At 68.2% G+C, this 15,008-nt stretch carries 16 protein-coding genes; 5 read left to right on the forward strand and 11 right to left on the reverse strand.

All coding sequences use genetic code 11. The annotated features are described in order from the left end of the window. Positions 1–29 precede the first annotated feature (29 nt). From G6N14_RS16620 to G6N14_RS16635, 4 genes are all read right to left on the reverse strand, one after another. Complete coding sequence (locus tag G6N14_RS16620) at positions 30–1,178, reverse strand: L,D-transpeptidase (RefSeq protein WP_109559842.1); 1,149 nt, start codon at positions 1,176–1,178, stop codon at positions 30–32. A gap of 159 nt (positions 1,179–1,337) precedes the next feature. After that, positions 1,338–2,549 carry an MFS transporter gene (locus G6N14_RS16625; RefSeq protein WP_085136062.1) on the reverse strand — a complete coding sequence of 404 codons (1,212 nt, stop codon included), beginning with the start codon at positions 2,547–2,549 and terminating at the stop codon, positions 1,338–1,340. A 79-nt stretch (positions 2,550–2,628) separates the two neighbouring features. Then, the gene (gene ricR, locus G6N14_RS16630; protein WP_085136061.1) at positions 2,629–2,922 is read right to left on the reverse strand and encodes a copper-sensing transcriptional repressor RicR; all 294 of its coding nucleotides are present in this window, start codon (positions 2,920–2,922) and stop codon (positions 2,629–2,631) included. After that, complete coding sequence (locus G6N14_RS16635) at positions 2,919–3,488, reverse strand: DUF305 domain-containing protein (RefSeq protein ID WP_085136060.1); 570 nt, start codon at positions 3,486–3,488, stop codon at positions 2,919–2,921. Before G6N14_RS16635 ends, ricR begins: the two co-directional genes overlap by 4 nt. Before the next feature lie 76 nt (positions 3,489–3,564). Here G6N14_RS16635 and ilvD point away from each other — a divergent pair, with 76 nt between their 5' ends. Together ilvD and mymT are read left to right on the forward strand one after the other, a co-directional pair. After that, entirely contained in the window at positions 3,565–5,286 is a 1,722-nt protein-coding gene (gene ilvD / locus G6N14_RS16640; RefSeq protein WP_046321651.1) for a dihydroxy-acid dehydratase, read from the forward strand. A gap of 286 nt (positions 5,287–5,572) precedes the next feature. Continuing rightward, a complete protein-coding gene (mymT, locus tag G6N14_RS16645; protein WP_082109807.1) occupies positions 5,573–5,722 on the forward strand; it encodes a copper-binding metallothionein MymT in 150 nt (49 codons plus the stop codon). Between the two features lie 114 nt (positions 5,723–5,836). On the opposite strand, the gene G6N14_RS16650 is transcribed toward mymT, so the two are convergent. From G6N14_RS16650 to G6N14_RS16660, 3 genes are all read right to left on the reverse strand, one after another. Continuing rightward, entirely contained in the window at positions 5,837–6,346 is a 510-nt protein-coding gene (locus G6N14_RS16650; protein WP_085136059.1) for a TIGR04338 family metallohydrolase, read from the reverse strand. Continuing rightward, a complete protein-coding gene (locus G6N14_RS16655) occupies positions 6,343–7,095 on the reverse strand; it encodes a DUF2786 domain-containing protein (protein WP_085136058.1) in 753 nt (250 codons plus the stop codon). The genes G6N14_RS16650 and G6N14_RS16655 overlap by 4 nt, the downstream gene beginning before the upstream one ends. 97 nt (positions 7,096–7,192) lie before the next feature. Continuing rightward, the gene (locus tag G6N14_RS16660) at positions 7,193–8,032 is read right to left on the reverse strand and encodes an alpha/beta hydrolase (protein WP_109559834.1); all 840 of its coding nucleotides are present in this window, start codon (positions 8,030–8,032) and stop codon (positions 7,193–7,195) included. Between the two features lie 48 nt (positions 8,033–8,080). On the opposite strand from G6N14_RS16660, the gene G6N14_RS16665 reads away from it, so the two are divergent. Both G6N14_RS16665 and G6N14_RS16670 read left to right on the forward strand, forming a co-directional pair. Beyond that, positions 8,081–8,824, forward strand: coding sequence for a glucose 1-dehydrogenase (locus G6N14_RS16665; protein WP_085136057.1), 744 nt, complete (start codon positions 8,081–8,083; stop codon positions 8,822–8,824). Positions 8,825–8,892: 68 nt separating this feature from the next. Continuing rightward, positions 8,893–10,017, forward strand: coding sequence for an NDMA-dependent alcohol dehydrogenase (locus G6N14_RS16670; RefSeq protein ID WP_085136056.1), 1,125 nt, complete (start codon positions 8,893–8,895; stop codon positions 10,015–10,017). A gap of 4 nt (positions 10,018–10,021) precedes the next feature. Here the strand turns inward: G6N14_RS16670 and G6N14_RS16675 are convergent, their stop codons facing one another. Next, the gene (locus tag G6N14_RS16675) at positions 10,022–10,495 is read right to left on the reverse strand and encodes an LppA family lipoprotein (protein WP_085136055.1); all 474 of its coding nucleotides are present in this window, start codon (positions 10,493–10,495) and stop codon (positions 10,022–10,024) included. A gap of 83 nt (positions 10,496–10,578) precedes the next feature. Further along, complete coding sequence (locus tag G6N14_RS16680; RefSeq protein ID WP_085136054.1) at positions 10,579–12,492, reverse strand: putative alpha/beta hydrolase; 1,914 nt, start codon at positions 12,490–12,492, stop codon at positions 10,579–10,581. Positions 12,493–12,616: 124 nt separating this feature from the next. Between G6N14_RS16680 and G6N14_RS16685 the strand changes: the two genes are divergently transcribed. After that, positions 12,617–13,339, forward strand: a complete 723-nt coding sequence (locus G6N14_RS16685) for a pirin family protein (protein WP_085136053.1) — start codon at positions 12,617–12,619, stop codon at positions 13,337–13,339. 10 nt (positions 13,340–13,349) lie between these two features. Here G6N14_RS16685 and G6N14_RS16690 read toward each other — a convergent pair whose 3' ends face one another. Both G6N14_RS16690 and G6N14_RS16695 read right to left on the reverse strand, forming a co-directional pair. Continuing rightward, positions 13,350–14,048: an Rv1363c family protein gene (locus tag G6N14_RS16690; RefSeq protein ID WP_085136052.1), complete on the reverse strand. Its 699-nt coding sequence runs from the start codon at positions 14,046–14,048 to the stop codon at positions 13,350–13,352. Positions 14,049–14,129: 81 nt separating this feature from the next. Next, positions 14,130–14,675 (reverse strand): hypothetical protein, encoded by a 546-nt coding sequence (locus G6N14_RS16695; RefSeq protein WP_085136089.1) that lies wholly within the window; start codon positions 14,673–14,675, stop codon positions 14,130–14,132. Positions 14,676–15,008 lie beyond the last annotated feature (333 nt).

A 15,008-nucleotide genomic window follows, 5' to 3' on the forward strand; every position in this document is an offset into this window, starting at 1 on the left:
GGGGCCAGCGGACACAGACCCCGGCTGCTCTAGAGCTGCCAGTCCTGGGAGCCGTCGTTCTTGGTGTAGCTGCCCACCGAATTCTTCACCACGACGGGATCGCCGCTACCGAAGTTCTCGTAGAACCACTTTGCATTGGCCGGGCTGAGGTTGATGCAGCCATGGCTGACGTTGCGCTTGCCCTGATCGGCCACCGACCAAGGCGCGCTGTGCACGAAGCCGCCGCTGTTGTCGATCCGGACCGCGTCCTGCACGGTGAGCTTGTATCCCCAACTGGAGTTCACCGGAACCCCGTAGGTGGAGGAGTCCATCACCACGGTCGGGAACTTCTCGAGCACGTAGTAGGTGCCGTTGGGAGTCTCGTGCCCACCGGCGCTCATCCCCATCGACATGGGGAAGACCTTCTCCACCTTGCCGTCGCGGGTGATCGTCATCTGGTGCGTCTTGTCATCGGCGGTGGCCACCAGGGAATCACCGACGCGGAAGCTCGACTTGGTGCCGCCCGCGTCGATGTTGACCACGGTGTGGGCCGGCCAGAAGTTGAGCGGCCGCCACCGCACCTGGCTGGGCGTCATCCAGTAGAACTTGCCCGATACCGGCGGGGTCGATGAAATGTGGATCGCCTGCTCCGCCGCAGCCTTGTCGGCGACGGGCCGCTGGAAGTCGATGATGATCGGCTTGGCGACACCCACCATCGAGCCGTTGACCGGGTTGAAGGTGGGCGGCTGGAACGGCGACGTCCCGGTGAACGGCTCGGGGTTCTGCCCGACAACCGGCCCCGCAGCGGTCGCCGACCCAGCACCGTGGTGCACCGGCTCGCCCGGCACCTCAGGCACCGTCTGCGAATCGGGGCCGGGTGGGATGCCCTCGGGCGCGCCGGGCGGCCCGGCCTCCGCGGGTGGCGGGAACGCCGCCGGGTCCCCCGGCGGCGGCGGGGGCAGCTCCGGCGGGAACGGCTGGAACGGCGGGAACGGCTGGAACGGCTGGAAGGGCGGCGGAGGAAAGTCGGCCGGGGGCGGCGGCGCACCCGGGTCAGGCGCACCGGCGTCGGCCGGCGCGGGGTCGCCGGGCTGCTGCGGCGGGTCGGCCAGCGCCGATCCGCAACCGAGCGTGAGACCCGCGGCCAATCCAGCGGTGCTGAGCCACGCACCGACCCGCGCGAGTTTCCATCCCGACATCGACACACCTCCGGTCGCCATAGTGATCCCAGTGTCGCACAGGGCGGTTGCCAGCTAACTCCGAAAACCGGCTTCAGCGGCCGCAGCTCAGCGAGGGCGCCTCGCTGACCAGCGACTTCTCTCGGCGGCGGGGTGGCGAACGTTACCGCGCGGTTACCATCAGGGAACGACAAACAGGCGCTTGCTGGCCACGATACCCACCGCGGCGATGCCGACCAGCGCCGCCGACGCGGTCAGCATCGCCGAGGTTCCGGCCCGCTCGAACAGCAGGCCACCGGCCAGCGAGCCCCCCGTGATCCCGACCTGAAACGCCGTCACGTACAGCCCCGAAGCGCCGTCGGGATCGTCTGGCGCGGTGCGCATGGCCGCCGACTGCAGCATCGGCGACACGGCCATGGCCATCGCTCCCCACAACACGATGGCCGCCGACCCCAGCAGCGTCGTTCCGGTGGTGTGATGCCCGCCGATCGACAGGGCCGCCAAGACGACGAAGGCTGCCGACATGGCGGCCATGCAGGTGCCGGTGACCAGCTTGGGCCGGTGGTCTACCGGCCGGGCCAACAACGGCATCGCGATCAGACCGGCCGCGCCGAACGCGGCAAGCAGCCAGGCCAGGCGAGCCCCCGGAACGCCGACCACATCGCCGATGATCACCGCGATGAACGTGTAGGAGATGAAGTGCCCGGTGACCGCGACCAGCATCAGCACGCTCACCGCCACCAGTCGCCCGTTGCGGTGATGGTGGTTGCCCACCAGTGCGAGTTGATCGGTGCTGAGCACCAGTGCCGGCAGCGCGATCCGGGCCGCCACCGTGATGGCGGCCGCCGCCGCGGTGATCACCACGACGGCCAGCCGCCATCCCCAGAGCAGGCTCATCGCCGAGGTCAGCGGGATACCGACCACCAGAGCCAGACTGGTGCCGACGTAGATCGCCGTCGTCGCGCGCCCGGAATGACTGGCCGGCACCAGCCGGGTGGCGATGGGCGCCAGCACCGACCACATCAGGCCGTGCGTGACCGCGCAGAGCGCTCGCCCCCCGGCCAGCACGGCGAAGTTCGGCGCCATCGCCGAAATCACCTGGGAGGCGGTGAGGCAGAACAGGGTGATCAGCAGCACCCGCCGGCGCGGCCAGTGCGCGGTCCAGCGCACCAAGGGCAGCGTTGTCGCCGCCGCCACCACCGCATACCAGGCCAGCAGGGTCCCGACCAGCGCCTCGCTGACGTTCAGGCCGACCGAGATCGCGGGCAGCGCGCCCACCGGCAGGATCTCTGCGGTGGCGTAGATGAAGGCGGCAGCGGCCAGGATCGCCAACTGTGCCGTGGTCTGCGGCGTCCACGGCCTCGATCGGGTACTTCCGGCTTCGACAGTCATGTGTTGAGGGCAGCGCCGAGTGGTACGTGGCGCCTAGCGCTCCCGGTTACTGCCGGGTCACATGGTAACGGCGTGCGGGTCAGGAACGAACCAACCGAGCAATGGCCGCCGACGCCTCGGTGAGTTTGGCGTCCGCCTCGACACCACCGGAGGCGACGGCGCCGCTGACGCAGTGCACGAGATGCTCGTCGAGCAGGTTCAGCGCCACCGCCCGCAGCGCGCTGTTGACGGCACTGATCTGGGTGAGGACGTCGATGCAGTACTTGTCCTCGTCGATCATCTTGGCGATGCCGCGCACCTGCCCCTCGATGCGGCGCAGCCGTTTGGCGTAGTTGTCCTTGTGCGGGGAGTACCCCGGCGCCTCGGCGGTCATGCGGCTCCCAACAGTTGGTTCATCTGAACGATCTCGGCTTGCTGAAACGGCATGAGAGACTGCGCGATGCTGATGGCCTCGGGACTTTCGCCGTGTTCGATTTCGTTCTGCGCCAGCGCAATCGCCCCGCGGTGATGGGCGATCATGGTCTGCAGCCAGAAGGTGTCGAACGCCGCTCCCCGCAAGCCGCGCAGTTTTTCCGCGGTGGCCGGATCCACCATTCCGGGAATAGCGGCCGGATCGTCGCCAGAACGCCCGCCGGGAACCTCCCACTGAAGCAATTGCGCCTGGCAGCCCTGCAGTTCGGTGCGCCGCTGCGCCGCACTCTGGTCGGCGAACGCCACCAGCGCGGGACTGGCGCTCTGGCCGGGCACGAGGGCGGCCAGTTCCAGGGCCTGTTGGTGGTGGATCACCATGTCTTCCAGAAACGCCACATCGACTGCGCTGCCGGCGTTCATTCCCACCGAACTGGGCGACGCCTGTGGCGCCGGCGCGGGCGCGTGGTGGCACCCCCCGCCCACCATGCTGACGACGCCGGCGGCGGCGACGGCCAGAACCCATCTCATGCGCCCACTTTAACCCATACCCCCGCGGGGTATTTATTCGTTTGGTCCGGTCAAGCCGTAGCGGCATACTGGGCGGGTGAATTCTGGGAGCACCACCCCCACCGGGGCGTCCGTCGACATCAAACCGCGCAGTCGTGACGTCACCGACGGCCTGGAGAAGACCGCCGCTCGCGGGATGCTGCGCGCCGTCGGCATGGGCGACGACGACTTCGCCAAACCCCAGATCGGCGTGGCCTCGTCATGGAACGAGATCACGCCCTGCAACCTCTCGCTGGACCGGCTGGCCAAAGCCGCCAAGGAAGGCGTGCTGGAGGCCGGCGGCTACCCGCTGGAGTTCGGCACCATCTCGGTCTCCGACGGCATCTCCATGGGCCATGAGGGCATGCACTTCTCCCTGGTGTCCCGCGAGGTGATCGCCGACAGCGTCGAGACGGTGATGTGCGCCGAGCGGCTGGACGGCTCGGTGCTGCTGGCCGGCTGCGACAAGTCGCTGCCCGGGATGCTGATGGCCGCGGCCCGCCTCGACCTGGCCTCGGTGTTCCTCTACGCGGGATCGACCATGCCGGGCTACGCGAAGCTGTCCGACGGGACCGAGCGCGAGGTGACGATCATCGACGCGTTCGAGGCGGTGGGCGCCTGTTCGCGCGGACTGATGTCTGCCGAGGACGTCGACATCATCGAGCGATCGATCTGCCCCGGCGAGGGCGCCTGCGGCGGTATGTACACCGCCAACACGATGGCCAGTGCGGCTGAGGCGCTGGGGATGTCCCTGCCGGGCAGCGCGTCTCCGCCGGCGATCGACCGGCGCCGCGACGGGTATGCGCGTGCCAGCGGGGCCGCTGTGGTGGAGCTGCTGCGCCGGGGGATCACCGCCCGGGACATCTTGACCAAGGAGGCGTTCGAGAACGCGATCGCGGTGGTGATGGCGTTCGGCGGATCGACCAATGCGGTGCTGCACCTGCTGGCGATCGCCCACGAGGCGCAGGTGGATCTGACCCTGGCCGACTTCTCCCGAGTCGGGGCAAAGGTCCCGCATCTGGCGGACGTCAAGCCATTCGGCGCGCACGTCATGTACGACATCGACAAGATCGGCGGCGTTCCGGTCATGCTCAAGACGCTGCTGGAAGCGGGCCTGTTGCACGGCGACTGCCTGACGGTCACCGGCAAGACGATGGCGGAGAACATCGCCGAGCTCAATCCGCCGGTCGTGGACGGCAAGGTGCTGCACGCGCTGACCAACCCGATCCACCCGACCGGCGGTATCACGATTCTGCGCGGGTCGTTGGCGCCGGAGGGCGCAGTGGTCAAGTCCGCGGGCTTTGACACCGACGTGTTCGAGGGCACCGCACGGGTTTTCGATGGCGAGCGTGCAGCCCTCGACGCCCTGGAAGACGGCACGATCAGCGCCGGCGATGCGGTGGTGATCCGCTACGAGGGCCCCAAGGGCGGCCCGGGGATGCGGGAGATGCTGGCGATCACCGGCGCGATCAAGGGCGCCGGCCTCGGCAAAGACGTGCTGCTGCTGACCGACGGCCGCTTCTCCGGTGGCACCACCGGTTTGTGCGTCGGCCACATCGCCCCCGAGGCGGTGGACGGCGGACCGGTGGCGTTCCTGCGGGACGGCGACAAGATCCGCCTGGACGTCGCCAACGCGACGCTGGACGTGGTTGCCGACCCCGAGGAATTCGCGTCCCGCGCGGCCGGCTTTACGCCGCCGCCGCCGCGCTACACCACCGGCGTACTGGCCAAGTACCGCAAGCTGGTGGGCTCTGCGGCCATCGGCGCGGTCTGCGGCTGACCTGCCGGCGCTGACGGCGCCCCACGGGGACCTCGGGAGGTCTTCGGCACCCTCTGGAACCCTCCGGCCCTGCCACGGCCGCGGGCCTGCCCCGCCCTGCCCTGCAGCCCGTACATCGATGGCGATCCCCGGCGCCTCCTGCCCTGAAACCGGCTCAGATCCGCACCCACTCCCCGATCGGCAAGCGCCGATTCCGGTGCCGTTCAGCCCTTTACCGCATACCCCCATGGGGTATACAGTCAGGGAACCCGGTTGCCGCCGGGTACGCAGAGAGAGGTGTGAAAACATGGCGAATTACGAGGATGGAGCCGTGTTGACGTGTGGTCATGACGGCTGCGGATGCCGCGTCCGGGTCGAGTCCGCGTGTCACTGCCCGGGCGCCGACGTCAGCTACCGATGCACCTGCGGTGAGGAGTTGGTTCCGATCAGCGAATAAGGGGGCGGCGCCGGTGACGCACAACCTCGACCGTTGTGCGTCACCGGACGCCTGTCCTTTATCTACACCACCCGGCACCCGAGGTGCTCGGGCGGCTGCCGCCCTGCGCGCCCCTCAGCGCACCCCTTCCTTGGCAAACACCACCCGCAGCACGTAGCCCGACTCCGGGCCCATCACCATCTCGGCCAACTCGCAGAACGTCGCAACGAACTGCGGGCCGTGCGCCGGCCGGGCGTCACACAGGTGATGCGCGATCTCGTGCAGCACCACCAGTTCCCGCAGCGCCCAGTCCCCGCCACGCTGGTCCGGCACGGCGATAATGCCGGCCGCCCCGACCTTTTCGTAATGTGCGGCAGTGGTGCCGCGGCGAGTACGCACGGCCAGGCCCGCCGCGTCCTTCCACCGGTCACGCACGCCCGGCAGGGCCATGACGTCCTCGACGTACCGCTCAACCGCCGCCACCGTCGCGAAACGGGCCTCCGGTGGCAGCGTCAGCGCGGCGCCGAAGAAGTCGATGCTGCGCGTACCGGTCTCGGCAGCGCGGTCGAACAAGGTGCGCACGAACAGTTCCGCGGCATAGACCTTGGCGCGCTGACCGTCGCGCTCCGCGGCGTTGCCGCTCACCGCTCCAGCGCGGACCGCGCCACCGACAGCTCGGCCTCACCGCCCAGTCGAGCTTGACGTCCGGCCCGATCGCCGGCCCGTCGCGCCGCCGAGGAGTACCCCGCCGCCGCCCGAGTGGCCCGCCAGGTACCACGCGCCTTGGAGGTGCCGCGGTAGAAGTCCTGCAGTTCGATCTCTTTGTTGCGCAACGCGATCGCAGTCCCGGGAGTTCTTTTCCGGCCGGACTCGGCCTCGCGCCGGGCCTCGTCTCGCGCCTCGGCCAGCCGCTGGGCGACCCGGGCCCCGAACGCCAGGTGAAAGTTGAGCCGGGCGGTGATGGTGGGAGTCGGGCGGTGCGCACCCGTGGCGATGTAGGCGTCGGAGGCCCGCACCATCTGAACGACCAGACTCGCGTAGAGGGCGTGGGTGGCGTCGATGTCCTCGGCGAACCCGTAGGCGTAGACGTAGGTGGAGTTCATTGCCACGTCGCATCGCACGTCGTTGGCGGCGGCGATCCCCACGAACAGCTGCACATAGGTGCGCAATCCCTTGGTTCCGGGCGATCCGATGGTGATGGTGCGCTGCACCGGTGCCGTCGCAGCGGTCCGGTTGGCGGAGTGGGCCCGCGCCACCGCCAGATCGATGGAGGTGGCGGTGGCCAGCCGTTGTGCCGCCGCCATGAAAGCGTCCGCCTCATGGGCGTTGTCGGTGCCCTCCGCCTGACGTAACAGCGCGGCGATCCGCGCCAGCATCTTGTCGTCGGGGCTCATGACCGCCGCTCCTCGGCATCGCTGCGCTCTGCCTCGTCAACGTCGGGGCTCATGGGCGCCACGCTAGCCGACGCCGGCGACACCCGGCGCCGGTGACTCACAGGTGCGCGTCGATCCAGCCGACGACCTCGTCGAGCACCTGCGCGCGCTGCGGTTCGTTGAATACTTCGTGGTAGAGACCCGGATAGACGGTCAACTGCACGTCGCTGGAGCCGGCGTGCTCCGCCAGGCGCCTGCTGCCCGCAGCGGGCACCAGCCCATCGTCTTCGCCATGCACCACCAGCAGCGGCGCAGTGAGCGCCTGCGCCCGCGTCGGCATGGTCTCGCCGACCTTGATCAGCGCCCGGGCCACACCGGCCGGCACCCGCCCGTGGTGGACCAGCGGGTCCGCGTCGTACGCCGCCACCACCGCCGGGTCACGCGAGACCAGGGCACTGTCGAGCTTCTCCACCGGCAGGCCCGGCGCGACCACCCCGAGCGCTTTGGCCACCCAGGCCAATCCCGGTGAGACGACGTCGGCCATGCCAACCGCCGGTCCGGACAGCACCATCAGTTGGTAGTCGTCGGGCCGGTCCACGCCGTAGCTGAACACGATCGCCCCGCCCATGCTGTGCCCGAGCACCACGCGCGGCACTCCGGGGTGCTCCCGGGCGGCGATTCCGGTCAGCGTGTGGAAGTCGGCGGTGTACTCGGCGATGTCGCGGCACAGCACTCGACGGCCACCCGAGCGAGCGTGCCCCCGGTGGTCGAGGGCATAGGTCACCAGACCCGCCGCACCGAAACGGTCCGCGACATGGTCATACCGCCGGGCGTGTTCGCCGAATCCGTGCGCAAGCACCACCACCGCGCGCGGCGCGTCCGGCGGTGTCCACGTGTCGTAGACGATCGGCACCTGGCGGACACCCTCGAAGGTTCGTTCGGTGCGGGTCACGGCCATCAGGGCAGCGTAACGGGCGGCAAGTGCGTCGAGGTAACCTCGCCAGCCATGGGACGAGTCGAGGGCAAAGTTGCGCTGATCAGCGGCGGCGCGCGGGGAATGGGCGCAGCACACACCCGGGCACTGGCCGCCGAGGGAGCGAAGGTCGTGATCGGTGACGTCCTCGAGGACGAGGGCAATCGGCTGGCCGACGAATTGGGGGCCGACACCGCACGGTTCGTCCGTCTCGACGTCACCCAGGCCGAGCAGTGGCAGGCGGCTGTACAGACCGCAGTCGACGCCTTCGGCAGCCTCGACGTGCTGGTGAACAACGCCGGGATCGCCAAGTACAACGCCCTGGAGAACTTCGACCTGGCCACCTGGCAACAGGTCCTGGACGTCAACCTGACCGGGACCATGCTGGGTATGCACGCGGCCGTCGCCCCGATGAAGGCCGCCGGCGGCGGCTCCATCATCAACATCTCCTCGGTGGAGGGGATGCGCGGCACCGCAGGCCTCTACGGCTACGTCGCATCGAAGTGGGGGGTGCGCGGGCTGGCCAAGGCCGCGGCCGTCGAACTCGCCCCGCACAACATCCGGATCAACAGCGTGTTGCCCGGGCTGATCCGCACCAGGATGACGATCGCCATCCCCGATGACTCGCTGCAGATCCCGCTGGGCCGCGGCGCCAAGTCGGCAGAGGTGTCCACCGCGGTGGTGTTTCTGGCCTCCGACGAGTCCTCCTACATGACCGGGTCCGACCTGGTCATCGACGGCGGGCTGTCCGCGGGCATTCCGCACAAGACGGGCTAAGGCGGCATTTTCCCAGCTGAGGACACCTACCAGAGGCACTTCTGGAACGTGTTCTATGATGGCCGGTCATGAAGACCAAGGGCGCATTGCTGTGGGAGCTGAACTCGCCGTGGCGGGTCGACGAGATCGAGTTGGGCGACCCTGTCGAAGGCGAAGTCCAGGTCCGGATGCACGCCGCGGGAATGTGCCACTCCGACTACCACGTCACCACCGGGGCCACCCCGATCGGTCTGCCGGCGCTGGGCGGCCACGAGGGTGCCGGGGTGATCACCAAGGTCGGCAAGTCGGTGACGGGCCTGGAAGAGGGCGACCATGTCGTGATGGCCTTCATCCCGGCGTGCGGTGCCTGCCCGCCGTGCATGAAGGGCTTCCGCTCGCTGTGTGATCGCGGCGCGGTGCTGCTGGGCGGCAAAGCCATCGCCGACGGCACGAACCGAATCCACGCCGGCTCCCACGCGGTCTCCCCGATGAACCTGCTCGGCACGTTCGCGCCCTACATGACCGTGCATCAGGACTCCGTCGTCAAGATCGACAAGGACATCCCGTTCCAGACCGCCGCGATCATGGGTTGCGCGGTGCCTACCGGGTTCGGCTCGGCCACCAACGTCGCGGAGGTGAAGCCCGGCGAGACCGTCATCATCGTCGGGGTCGGCGGGATCGGCATGAGCGCCCTGCAGGGTGCGGTGCTCTCGGGCGCCCGGCGGGTGATCGCCATCGACCCGGTTCCCTTCAAGCGCGATCAAGCCGTCAAGTTCGGCGCCACCGGTGTGTATCCGTCGATGGCCGAGGCGATCATGCCGGTGATGGAGGAGACCTGGGGCCTGATGGCCGACAAGGTGATCATTGCCGTCGGGGACATGAAGGGCGAGTACATCGAAGAGGCGATGACACTGACCGCCAAGACCGGCACCTGCGTGGTGACCGGAATGGGCGCGATGGCCGACGCCGACGTCAAGCTGAACCTTTTCCTGTTCACCATGCTGCAGAAGACGTTGAAGGGCAACATCTTCGGCGGCGGTAGCTCGCACATCGAGACGCCCCGGCTGGCGGCCCTGTACAAGTCCGGCCTGCTCAAGCTCGACGAGATGATCACCACGACCTACAAGCTCGAAGACGTCAACGCCGGCTACCAGGACATGGTGGACGGCAAGAACATCCGCGGCGTGATCACCTACGACGAGTCGGACTGGTAGGCCATCACTGCTTGTCTCGGGGCAGCCGGCAGCCGGTGTAACCGGACACCACGAGGTTTCCCCGGTAACCGATTTTGATGAAAAGCCCGGTGGGGCCGTAGAAACCGACGTCGTGATTGCCCGGCTGGTTCGCCATCACCTGTACCTCGGTGGCGTCCAGCTTCGCAGCCGCCTCTTTGGCGATCTTTTCGAGCTTTGCCCAGGCCTGCTCTGACACGTCGACATTCTGCGCAATGGCGTTGGGGAGGAAGTACCGTTTGCCGTCGGTCTGCTCATAGGGCCGCTCGCATCGACCGCCCGAACCCTCGTGGATGGTCTCCCAGCTGACAGATGAGATGACCTCGCTTGCGGCCGTGGTTATCTCGTCCATCGCCGCCTGTACCTGGGTTTGGGTCTCCTCGAAGGACGGCAGAGATCTGAGCACGTCCAGGGCCTCTGCGGCCACGCTGGGCGGAGTGGGTTCATAAGGTTGAGACACGTGACATCCTGCGGTTAGTGCGGCGATGGCCAAGACAGCGGACAGGCATCGTCGCGGCTGGGGTGGGGATATGTGGTGATCCGTCAATTTCCTCGAACCGCCTTGTCGCCGAGACCGGCCAGGACCGCGGCGATGTTGTAGTTGGTCGTCCGAATTCCTCCTCCGTCGGGGAAGCGCGGGTAATCGCTGTGGCCGTGCGCTTCCTGCAGCACGATGGCGCCGCCATGCCCGTCGGGCACGCTAGCGGCACCGGTGGCCAGTCGGGTGAATTCGGGGTTGGTGGCCGGGTTCGATCCGAAATCGCCGAATTCGTTGTTGAGGTAGGTGCCCAGGATCGGAATGCCCTGGCCCACCGCCCTGGCGTCGTAGGCCCATTGGATGGGGTCATCGGGGGTTTCCATCGCGTAGACCTGGCCGGCGTGCAGCTGCAGTTGCTCCGGCGTGGAGGCTGCGATTCCGGGGGACCCGTAGAACAGCGCCCGCGATACCCCGTGATCACCGGCCTCCTGCAGCGCCAGCCCGGTGGTCAGTGAACCGTAGGAATGCCCGATCGCGGTCAGATCGGCGGGACCGCCGAGGTGCGAGGCCTGTATCCCGTCGTAGAAGCGGGCCAGATCGCGGGCGCCGGCCCGGGCAAGCTCGTCGTGGGCGACGCCCCAGATCCCGGACAGGGAAGCGGTTTTGTCGTCGAAGCCGGGCACCTGCGGCGGGTCGTAACCGATCCAGGCGATCGTCGAAACGGAATCTGTTGCGTGCCCGGGGGTAAGTCCCAACTGCCGCAGGGCCTCTTGCTGGAGGTTGGTCGCCTCTTCGGTCATTCCCCCGATGCTGCCGTGCACCGTGGTGTTGAGTCCGGGGGCGGTGACCGATACGTGGGTCGCCTTATCCGGATCGCCGACCGCGATGGCGGCACGGGCCTGCGTGCCGCTTTCGGTGTCCAACAGCATCAGCTTGCGGTCCGGGCTGGCACTGACAGCCGAATCGACGGCCTGCAGGTCGGCCAGATACTTCGAGCCATCGCGCGCGGCGTCGTACTGGCGCTGCCAGTTCTCGTAGGCCACCCGGTCGTCGAATATTGCGCCCGGCTTGTTGGGACGCGGAATATTCTCGCCGGCAGCCCAGTCCGGGTGCTGGTTCTGCAACGCCTGCGCCTGCGCCGCGGCGGACTGTGCGCGCGCGAGTTCCTCGGCCAGGTGCCGCTTGTTGTAGTGGTCGTAGCCCAGGCCGTCCGGCGGGTCACAGGGCATCCCCGGATGGTTGCCGATGTTGTTGTCGGAGTTGTAGAGCCACTCCTTCTGTCCGGGCGTCAGGCTGTTCCAGAAGTCGTGGAACTGCTGTGGATCGTCGGGCACCGGTCCCGGTGGCGGCGCCGGAGCATCCGCGTCGAACCCGTCCAGGGCGTCGGCGGCGTCGTAGCCACCCTTCTCCCGCAGGTTCGTCAGGCCCTGCTGCAGTGTTTTGGCATAGGTGGTGCGGATGACGGTGCCGTTGTGCAGGGCGGTCGCGGTGTCGTCCTGAGCAAGCCGGCGGCACTGGGCGATCTCGGCGGCGTAGTCGTGGCCCTGGCTCTCCAGTTCCAGGCACTGCCCGATGCGGGCGTCCAGGACGATCAGGTTGGCGTTGAGTGCGGTGATGTTGGCCTGGGATGCGGCGCGGGCTTGGGCCAGGGTTGCGGCGATGACGCCCAGGTCGGCGGCGATCTGGCCGAGTTGCGCGTTGGTGGCGTGCAGGCCGTCTTTGACGCGCTGGACTTCGGCGCCGTCGTTGATGGGTTGCTCGCCGTTTTCGCGGTTGTACTGCGTGAAGTGTTCTTGGGCGGCTTGGAAGGCATCTTCGGCGGCGGTGGCCGAGCCGGCAGCGGAGTGAAAGGCCTTGGCCAGGAAGTTGATCTGGGTGGGGCTGCCCGCCTGCAGGCTGTCGTCGATCGCCCACGGGTCACCGCCGGCCTGTCCGATGAGGTCGCCGATCTGCAGGTGCGCGAGGGCGGGACGGCTCACGCGGAGCCACCGGCGGCAGCACCGGCGCCGGTGTCGACCGACATCGCCTCCCACCTCCGTATCACCTCGGCGGTTGCAGTGAGACTACCGGCACCCACCGGGTCGCGCGCTAGCCTTGAGAGCCATGACCGGCCTGCTCGATGTGCGACGGGCCGCCGAACGCGCCGCCACCCGCACTCCGTGGCTGACCTCGCGGCATTCGTTTTCGTTCAACGACTACTACGACCCGGACAACACCCATCACGGCTTGCTGCTGGTCAACAACGATGACCTCGTCGCGCCGTCCGCCGGATTCGACACCCATCCCCACCGTGACGCCGAGATCGTCACGTGGGTGTTGTCCGGGGCGTTGAGTCATCGCGATTCGATCGGCAACGCCGGCGTCATCCATCCCGGCCTGGCGCAGCGCATGTCGGCGGGCACCGGAATTCTGCATTCGGAGCGCAACGAATCAGCTTCCGAGCCGGTGCATTTCGTCCAGATGTGGGTCATGCCGGACGCGCCGGGACGCGAACCGGCCTACCAGCAGCGCGAGATCGGGGACGCGCTGGCGGGCGGGCGCCTGGTAACGGTCGCCTCAGGCCGCGATCCGGACGCCATGATCGGCGTGGGCAACGCCGACGCCACCTTTTACGCCGCTCGCCTGCGTCCCGGCGACCGCATCGCGGTGCCCGATGCGCCGTACACGCATCTGTTCGTCGCGCTGGGCCGGGCCGAACTCGAGGGTGCCGGAGCCCTGGGGGCCGGTGACGCGGTCCGTTTCAGCGGCGGCGGCGGTCAGCGCCTGTCTGCGATCACGGCGGCCGAAGTGCTCATCTGGGCGATGGCAGCTCGCCTGGGCGGCTGACCCAGCGCACTCAGGGCATGTCCACCTTGGCGGCCAGCCAGCGCCCGTTCACCTTTTCCATGGTGATCACGATGCGACTGCGGTCGATCTGCACCTGTGGGCTGGCTTTGTTGCTCACCGCCTGATCGACGAACAGCAGCACCTCGACCTTGTTCTTGGTGGCGGATTTGACCGCGGATTCGATGACGGTGCCGTGCGCCGTCGCCTTGTTGTCGATCAGCAGTTGGCGGAGCTGCTCACTGGATGTGCTGTAGAGGTCCTTGAACTCGCCGGTGGCACCGTCGAGGATCTCGGCGAAGTTCTTGTCGATCGCCGTGGGGTCCACACTGGTGAGCGCCAGGGTGTACTTCTCGGCTGTCTCCAGTGCCTGCGCGGCGGCCACGTTGCGCTGGTGGTGGGCGTACAGCAGCCAGCCCTCGTAGGCCGCCCCGATCACACCCAGCGCCAGCACCGCCACCGCGATCCATCGCCGCTTGGGAACACCGGCCTTGGACCGGTCCGGCTCTGCGGCGGCCTCGTCATCGGCGGCATCGGCTGCGCCGGTGTCCTGTGCGTCGTCGGCCGGCGGTGTTGGTGCCCCACCGTCCGCGGACTCGCCGTCGGCAGATTCGGCGTCAGCAGACGGGGCTTCGGTCTCGGCATCGGCGGTCTCGGCCGCCGGTTCGACGGCGTCGGCTTCCTGCTGGTCCTCACGGTCCGGCACCTGCACTACCTCTCGTCGTCCGCAGCGCGGGGCCGTTCGGCCCACAACGCACCCCGAACCTACCAACCCGCTCGGGCGGGCACGTCGTTAGATGCAGGCCCCGGAACTCCGCAGGGCGTCGCCCCACCCGAACGCGGAATCGATGTGGGGACGGGTGAAGCCCGCCAGCTGCTTCTTACGGATGCTGTCGGCGATCCGCGACAGCTGGAACAGCACGCCGGTAATCTGTTCGCCACCGTAAATCGGGGAGTACGCGCCGTAGTTGTCCGGGGTGTTGCGAATCGTCAGCGGCTGCACCCGCGGCCCAAGAAAGCCGGTCGAGCGGTCGAGGTTGGCCACCACCGCATCCGCCTGCGACTGCAGGCCGTCGTAGACGTCATGGCGATCGGCAAGAGAGCGGTTGAAAGCGGCGACCTGCCCCATCAGCGGGTCGAACTGCGCGTTGAACCACTGGCACGAGTCCGACATGCCACTGATCATCTCCGGCGTCACCTGGTAGGTGAAGGTGGTGTAGGGCCAGATGTCCATGCGCGGCGACCAGTCGCTGGGCGCGGGCGCGAACTCCGGGAGTGCCGGTGCCGTGTCCGGTTCGGCGGCCGCGAAGCCCGGGGTCAACACGGCGGCCGCCGCCATCACGCCCACGACAACGGACGCAATCTGAGTCCAGCCTCCCTGTATCGGCACCGTCCCGACTCCCTTCCACTCGTTGCGCTCGTCCCGGAGCGTATCGCCATAGAACCCCATGTGGGGGCGCCAAAACCGCGAAACTGGGGGCTACCCGCCAGTAACCCACCCATAACCGATGTCATGTTGCCCGAAGCACCCTTGCCAGGGCATTGTGTCCGACATCATGTCCGGATGAAAGGACTCGGCGGATACCCATGTGCTCTACCCCGACCGCCGCGATGCGTATCCTTTCTGCCAACCCACCAGTTGGTCCGAGAAGCACAGAACCGAACAGCGGAG

This window comes from Mycolicibacter hiberniae (genome assembly GCF_010729485.1).
Lineage (GTDB): Bacteria > Actinomycetota > Actinomycetes > Mycobacteriales > Mycobacteriaceae > Mycobacterium > Mycobacterium hiberniae.

What these genes read in the sequence shown, in the direction of transcription:
- G6N14_RS16665 (WP_085136057.1), top strand. Translation starts at nt 8,081, where the DNA reads ATGGGACGAGTCGAGGGCAAAGTTGCGCTGATCAGCGGCGGCGCGCGG.
- G6N14_RS16695 (WP_085136089.1), bottom strand. Translation starts at nt 14,675, where the DNA reads ATGGCGGCGGCCGCCGTGTTGACCCCGGGCTTCGCGGCCGCCGAACCG.
- G6N14_RS16685 (WP_085136053.1), top strand. Translation starts at nt 12,617, where the DNA reads ATGACCGGCCTGCTCGATGTGCGACGGGCCGCCGAACGCGCCGCCACC.
- G6N14_RS16670 (WP_085136056.1), top strand. Translation starts at nt 8,893, where the DNA reads ATGAAGACCAAGGGCGCATTGCTGTGGGAGCTGAACTCGCCGTGGCGG.
- G6N14_RS16635 (WP_085136060.1), bottom strand. Translation starts at nt 3,488, where the DNA reads ATGAGATGGGTTCTGGCCGTCGCCGCCGCCGGCGTCGTCAGCATGGTG.
- G6N14_RS16655 (WP_085136058.1), bottom strand. Translation starts at nt 7,095, where the DNA reads ATGAGCCCCGACGACAAGATGCTGGCGCGGATCGCCGCGCTGTTACGT.
- G6N14_RS16660 (WP_109559834.1), bottom strand. Translation starts at nt 8,032, where the DNA reads ATGGCCGTGACCCGCACCGAACGAACCTTCGAGGGTGTCCGCCAGGTG.
- G6N14_RS16620 (WP_109559842.1), bottom strand. Translation starts at nt 1,178, where the DNA reads ATGTCGGGATGGAAACTCGCGCGGGTCGGTGCGTGGCTCAGCACCGCT.
- ricR (WP_085136061.1), bottom strand. Translation starts at nt 2,922, where the DNA reads ATGACCGCCGAGGCGCCGGGGTACTCCCCGCACAAGGACAACTACGCC.
- mymT (WP_082109807.1), top strand. Translation starts at nt 5,573, where the DNA reads ATGGCGAATTACGAGGATGGAGCCGTGTTGACGTGTGGTCATGACGGC.
- G6N14_RS16625 (WP_085136062.1), bottom strand. Translation starts at nt 2,549, where the DNA reads ATGACTGTCGAAGCCGGAAGTACCCGATCGAGGCCGTGGACGCCGCAG.